The following is a 6137-nucleotide window of genomic DNA, read 5'->3' on the forward strand; positions in this document are numbered from 1 at the left end:
CCCGCCGGCGAGTGCACGCGAGCGCTGGCCGGACGAGGGCGACGGCGTGCGCGTGTTCACCGACGAGGTTTCGGTCTCCGGCCTCCCGCAGTCGCGGTTTGTCCAGGCCGGTCTCGAGTGGCTGCGACAGGAGGGGAGCTAATCGATGGTTCAAGACGAAGTACGATGGCTTCTCGAGACAATCAAGACCAACTGGCCGGGCACATGGCCGGTCGACGAGAACGGCGATCCGGTCCAGGCACGGATCCATCGCGACGATCCGGAGGTTCTCGAAACGGGCGAGCGGACGAAGGAACGCGAACTGACGAAGTGGAACGCGATCGGCGCGTCACTGGAAAGCCGCAGTCCGGAACCGGTCGGCGACGAGTACAACTTCCGAGTCGAGACGACCGTGTCGATACGGTTCGAGGGGACAACCTCCCAGGACGGCGAGTGGGGCCATATCGACTCGGCAGATCACTTCGAGCAGCTGGTCCGGTACGCCCAACACGCGATCGCGGTTGAGCGCTCCTACCCGACGGTCGAGGACGTCGACGACGACCCGATCGGCTCGGTCGCCTACCACACGATCTCCCCACCAGAGAACGAGACGGACCTGAGCGCCGACGACAGAGACTACTTTCGGCGGGACTGGGAGCACCGCTTTATCGGCTACGCAAACCAACCATGATTCGATACAACACTACTGACGGAGGTATAGTATAGTGAGTGGAGGAGCAGCAACCGTTGCGTTCGGAAAAGAGCAGACGTTCACAGGCGACCTCGTCGACTCGGACTCCGACGGCACTCCGGAGTACTGGAAGTTTGGCCGGGACGCCTCGATCAACAACCTTGAGCTCGAGCGGGCGCTGAGCAACCTGACCGAGGGCGATCAGGCCGAGTACGTCGAGTCGGTTGCCGGTAATCTTGAGGGAGCCTTCGAAGTCGAGGCCGTCATCTCGAGCGATGTCCACGGCGACGTCGAGGAACTCGTCTTCAACGACGCAGGGTCAGGGTTCACGCCCGGGAGAGCGGCTTCCGGCCGGGTCTACGTCGGCCTTGACTACCTCGATGGGACGGCCGAGCGCGAACTGGTCGGCTGTGTCCCGATGGGTTACTCGGTCAGCTACGAACAGGGCGAGCCAGTCAGTTACACGCTGACGATGGCGTACGCCGACGAGAATCTCGGGACAACGATCACACCCTCGTCAATCAACACCGTCAGTGACGGGACGTCGGCGATGTTCCACGGCGTCACGCTCGATATCGACGGGACCAGCGTCGCGAAGCTNCCCTCGTCAATCAACACCGTCAGTGACGGGACGTCGGCGATGTTCCACGGCGTCACGCTCGATATCGACGGGACCAGCGTCGCGAAGCTCCAGTCCGCGGAGTTGTCGATCTCGAACATCAGTCGGTTCCAGTGGGGCGCGGATCACGTCGCGGTCGATGCGGTCCTCGCTCGCCCCGAGACGGAACTGAACGTCGATGCGATCATCACCGGTCCGTCGCGTACGGAACTCGCCTACGGCAGTGCTGGTGCGACGACGACCGCCGCACGAATGAACAGCGTCGCGGGGTCACTCGACGTCGCTGTCGGCGGGACGAGCGTCTCGACGTACTCGCTGTCGAAACTCAAGCCGAACACGAACTCCTGGAACGATGTCATCACTGATGGCGACACGGACGTGACCGACTCGACGACCTTCAACGTCACTGGCCAGACGGCGGTAGCCTAAACCATGCCACTACGCACTGAAACCTACGACCTGGACGATGAGGAGGAGCGCATCGAAGATGAACTCGGCGAACTCGCGGAGGTTCTCGAGTCGATCGAGAACGACAATCCCGCGGCCCTCGGGTTGCTTGAACGCCAGGAGCGTCTACAGACCCAACTGCAGGGCATCCGCTGGGCCCGTGACGAGGCGTTTGAGGCCGACTACGCGCCGGCCTGGGATGAAGACGTCGCCGAGATCACACTCGCCGGGCTGACTGGCGGCGAGTTCGGCGCTATGCAGGACGACCTCGAATCCGATGGCGCTGGCAGTGGCGCGGCACGCGTCTACCAAGTCGAACGTGGGACTGAGGACGCGCCGTACATCGACGATTCGATGGGAGAGGATCAGCGCATCTCCACTGTCGCCAACCTCCCGGTTCACTATCTCATATGGGCTGAGGCCCGCATCGGCGAACTCACGGGTATGGGGGGAAACGCAGAGATCAACTACGGCGACTTGCTCGAGGAGAGTCAGGCGGAGACGTCGACGTAGCGGCCAAGGTCGACTACTTAATCGGCGTCGCCGGCGCATGCGGGATCGCGCCGACCGTCGCGCGGCAGTGTTCCGTCCGCGACCTCGAGGCGATCGCGATCGTTGCGACCGAGGTGTTCGCGACGCCCCGTCCGAGGGAGGGACTTTAACTATATCCGACAAGAATCATTACGGACATGAACCGCCGACACTACCTCGCGCTGATGGTGCCGCTGCTCGCTGGGTGTAACTCCACGGCAACAACGGATCCGGACCCAGACCCGGACTCGGACCCGGGTGCGGGTTCGGGTGGCGATGTCCCTGGCGTGACACTGGACTCCGAAGACCTTGAGGCCGAAGACGCTGACGTCTCGCTCGAGATCGCGTACAACGCCCGCGTCTCGACAGAGTTGGGCCCTGGAGAGCATTCGACCATCGCTGAAGACGGAAACAAGTGGGTGATCGTCCGGATGGACGTCACCAACACCGGCGACGCCGAACGCGAGCTCCTGGCGCACCAGTACATCCTCGAAAGCGGGGGCGAAACGTACGAGATTGTCGCCTTCGATGAGCACTACCTCCGGGGCAAAACCGCCGGCAGCGGCGAAACCGTAACTGGCTGGGTGGCGTTCCACGTCCCGGTTGAGACCGAGACGGCGACACTGACGGCCAACCAAGACGCCATCGCGGAGCAGATCGACGTGGAGTTCACACGAAACACGTCGCTCTCGGCGGCGTTCCCTTGACGCGCAGATAGCAACCAACGTTTCCTATGACCGATTTTAGCACAGAAGCAGACCTGTCTTTCAGCAAATCGTCACTCCAGAGCGCCAGCCGGCAGCTCGAGCGCGAACTGAGTGGTGTGAGTGTCGACTTGCGGACGGGTGGCTCAAGGAGTGGTGGAACAGGCGCTCAGTCAAGTGGTGTCGCAGCGACCGCGACGACAGCCGTCGGGACCCATCTCTCGGGCGTCTCCGGGAGTCTCGACGAGACGGTCGAACTCGACCAAGAGCGGAACACACTGCTGTCGGATCTCCTCGAGGCGACCGAACGGGGTGGTGCAAGCGGTGGCGGGGGTGGTGGCGGGCTTACCAGCCTCATCAGTCTGGGAGGTCTCGCAGGGGCGGTGACTGGCGGGGTTAGCCTCTCCTCACTCGTTACCTCAGTGTCACTCTCGTCGCTCGTGACGAAGGTCGGTGCAGCCACTCTCGTGAAAGGATCGGTTGCTGCTGCGACACTCGTCACAGGGACCGTCATCGCGAAGAACCTCATCGAGGGCGATGTCACCGCCTCGGACATCATCAACCCGATCAACAGCCTCGGAGACCTCGTCACTGGGCCGCTCTCACTCCCGGATTATGTCGAGACTGGCGTCGGTATCGGGACGTTCATCGCCGGCGGCGTGTCGATCACGTCGTTCCTGACCGGGTCGTCGATCACGGCGCTGTTGAGTGGCGTCAGTCTGAGTTCGGTCGTCAGTGGGGTGTCGGTGGCATCGCTCTTGAACCCAGTCACTGCGGCCGCAGTCATCGGAACAGTCGCAGCAGGGGCCATCATCACCGGCAAGATTGATATCTCGAACTACATCGGCTCCGAGTCGGGCCCTGCTGGTCCTAACGCTGATATGGAGTCGTCGGCGTCGACTCCCGCTGCAGACCGTGGATCCATACTCGATTGGGAGGACTACGACAATATCGACCCGCCGAGCGGGGATCCTGAGCCGACCACACTCGACGACCTTCCTGATGTCGGTCCGAGGGCGAACCCGGGCGGCGAGTCGAACAGTGCTCGAACCACGCGGACTGAAATCCGCCACTCACCGACGTACAACATCGACACGAGCGATTTGAAGCGGCAGATGGACCGGGATCGCCGTGACCTTGAACGGGAAATAGAAGAACTCAAGCGCGAGGTTAAGGGCCGATGACGTGGACGAAGCCGCAGGTCACGATCCACAACGCAGAGATCGGCGGGCAGACCGTCGATGGGACGTTCGTCTTCCCGAGCGATATTGGCCTTGAGTATGAGATGCGGACGCAGGAGTTCTTCCAGTCAGAGGGGACACTTTCGGTCGCTGCCAGCTCGATCCTTGACGTGATTGCCGACCAGACCGACACCGACATCGGCGACGGGATCCGACAGGAACTCTCGTTCGACATCGGTGGGGGGATCCACGCGATCACACTCGACTTCCGCGGATATACCGGGTCACAGCACCAGTGGGGAGCGACTGGCAACGGTGGGTCGGAAACCGATGCGACTGGCGAGGATCTCCACGCCCAGATGGCCGTGTTCGACAGATTCCTTAACACAGCACGGATCGACTCGACCAACNCGGAAACCGATGCGACTGGCGAGGATCTCCACGCCCAGATGGCCGTGTTCGACAGATTCCTTAACACAGCACGGATCGACTCGACCAACCCGGCAACGCTGCAGGCGGGAGAGTACAGCAACGAAGGCCGCTATGGGCCGCTACAGGTTGTTCCTGAGAACCCCAATGTGCGGTTCAACTCGACCGAGGAGAGCAGCGTCTACGAGGGCAGCGTGACCTGGGTCGAGACGGTCAGCCTCGAGCAAGTGATCGACGGCAGTAAGCAAACGGACGGATAGCATGGCTGATTTACAACTCTACCCCCTTGTCATCCCACGAGACCCGCAGACGGGGCTGTCGGCGCAACTGCAGCAGCAACTCGCGTCAAGTGGCATCCTCGGGGCGGATAGCAGCGTCGTCGAACAACTCACGAGTGAACCAGGCGACCAGACAATCACGGGCCATTACCGCGACCGGTACGCTGGCAAGATGGCCGATGAACTCGAAGAACTCGCCCAGTCGTCGGGGTTCGAGGCGCTCCCACTGACTGGCCTCCCCGAGACGACATCGATGGACGGCTACTACGCGCTCGAGAGCGCGACTGTCGATCCGGTCCAGCCCCATACGACGCGCGTCCAGCGATACGACCTCTCGCTAACACGGAAGGGAACGAAAAACGACTACTGGCGGGCCATCGAGCCCAACCGCCGACAGGCCGACCACGAGTTCGGCAACGGCACGACGGCGCTGGTCGGCGTCCCGGCGTTGGCGACGAAGTCGCAGTGGCTCCATCCAGAGACCAAGGCCCGAACGACCGCGTCGCCGATCGAGACCCGCAGCGCCGAGCTCGGAGACGTCGACATTTTCGACCTGGACGCCGGCCAGAACGCGGTCGGAACCGAGAACGCGACGCTGCTCTACGAAATCGACTACGGAGACGAGGAGGACGTCGACACGCGGGTCTACGACACTCGAGGCCACGCTTCGAAACACGACGCTGACGGCAACCTGCAGTGGCAGAAACTGTTCTCGACACAGCACGACTTCGACGACGAGATCGTGCTGGATAGCGGCCTCTTGCGCTTGCGCCTCGACGAGTCCAGCGGAACGATCGCCGCCGAAGAGTGGGACTCGGCGTCCTCGTCCTGGACCGACGTCGGCCTGACTCAGCCGAGCGGTGTCTCCCTCTTCGACGTCGACCTTCTCGAGGTCGCGATGGTCCGCGACAAAGCCCAGCTGACGTTCGACGTCGACGGCTCGCTCTTTGCGTTGGACGCGATCCTCTCGCGGGGTGCCGACGCCGTGCTGTTCGACATTCCGCAGGGGGAGGACGGACCGATCCCGACCGAGGTGGAAAACTGGATCGGTGCGATAGCGTCGACGACGGTTGTGGATCCGAACGCCAGCAAGGGACTTGTGGGCCGTAGCGAGGGGTCCCGATGACTACAATAGAGACATTCAATTACACTGGCAGTGAGCAGACCTGGACAGTCCCAGATAACGTTACCGAGGTCACAGCACGCCTCTACGGCCCCGGTGGTGGCCAGGCGTGGCACGACTCGTCTGGCCAGTCGGGCACACCGGGGACAGGGGGG

The 6137-nt window shown here is 62.6% G+C and carries 5 protein-coding genes; all 5 read left to right on the top strand.

Annotated elements, in window-relative coordinates; translation table 11 throughout:
• Positions 1-145 precede the first annotated feature (145 nt).
• The 5 genes from C480_RS10270 to C480_RS10300 all read left to right on the top strand — a co-directional run bounded on the left by C480_RS10270 (position 146) and on the right by C480_RS10300 (position 5985).
• Positions 146-670: a hypothetical protein gene (locus C480_RS10270; RefSeq protein WP_006665551.1), complete on the top strand. Its 525-nt coding sequence runs from the start codon at positions 146-148 to the stop codon at positions 668-670.
• Positions 671-1721: 1051 nt separating this feature from the next.
• A complete protein-coding gene (locus tag C480_RS10280) occupies positions 1722-2249 on the top strand; it encodes a hypothetical protein (RefSeq protein WP_006665553.1) in 528 nt (175 codons plus the stop codon).
• A gap of 176 nt (positions 2250-2425) precedes the next feature.
• A complete protein-coding gene (locus tag C480_RS10285; protein ID WP_006665554.1) occupies positions 2426-2974 on the top strand; it encodes a DUF4352 domain-containing protein in 549 nt (182 codons plus the stop codon).
• A 116-nt stretch (positions 2975-3090) separates the two neighbouring features.
• Positions 3091-4155 (top strand): hypothetical protein, encoded by a 1065-nt coding sequence (locus C480_RS10290; RefSeq protein ID WP_152424039.1) that lies wholly within the window; start codon positions 3091-3093, stop codon positions 4153-4155.
• 687 nt (positions 4156-4842) lie between these two features.
• On the top strand, positions 4843-5985 hold the full coding sequence (locus C480_RS10300; protein ID WP_006665557.1) for a hypothetical protein: 1143 nt from the start codon (positions 4843-4845) through the stop codon (positions 5983-5985).
• The last annotated feature ends 152 nt before the right edge of the window (positions 5986-6137 follow it).

The sequence above is a fragment of the Natrialba aegyptia DSM 13077 genome (assembly GCF_000337535.1).
GTDB classification, from domain to species: domain Archaea; phylum Halobacteriota; class Halobacteria; order Halobacteriales; family Natrialbaceae; genus Natrialba; species Natrialba aegyptia.

What these genes read in the sequence shown, in the direction of transcription:
- C480_RS10280 (WP_006665553.1), top strand. Translation starts at nt 1,722, where the DNA reads ATGCCACTACGCACTGAAACCTACGACCTGGACGATGAGGAGGAGCGC.
- C480_RS10270 (WP_006665551.1), top strand. Translation starts at nt 146, where the DNA reads ATGGTTCAAGACGAAGTACGATGGCTTCTCGAGACAATCAAGACCAAC.
- C480_RS10285 (WP_006665554.1), top strand. Translation starts at nt 2,426, where the DNA reads ATGAACCGCCGACACTACCTCGCGCTGATGGTGCCGCTGCTCGCTGGG.
- C480_RS10300 (WP_006665557.1), top strand. Translation starts at nt 4,843, where the DNA reads ATGGCTGATTTACAACTCTACCCCCTTGTCATCCCACGAGACCCGCAG.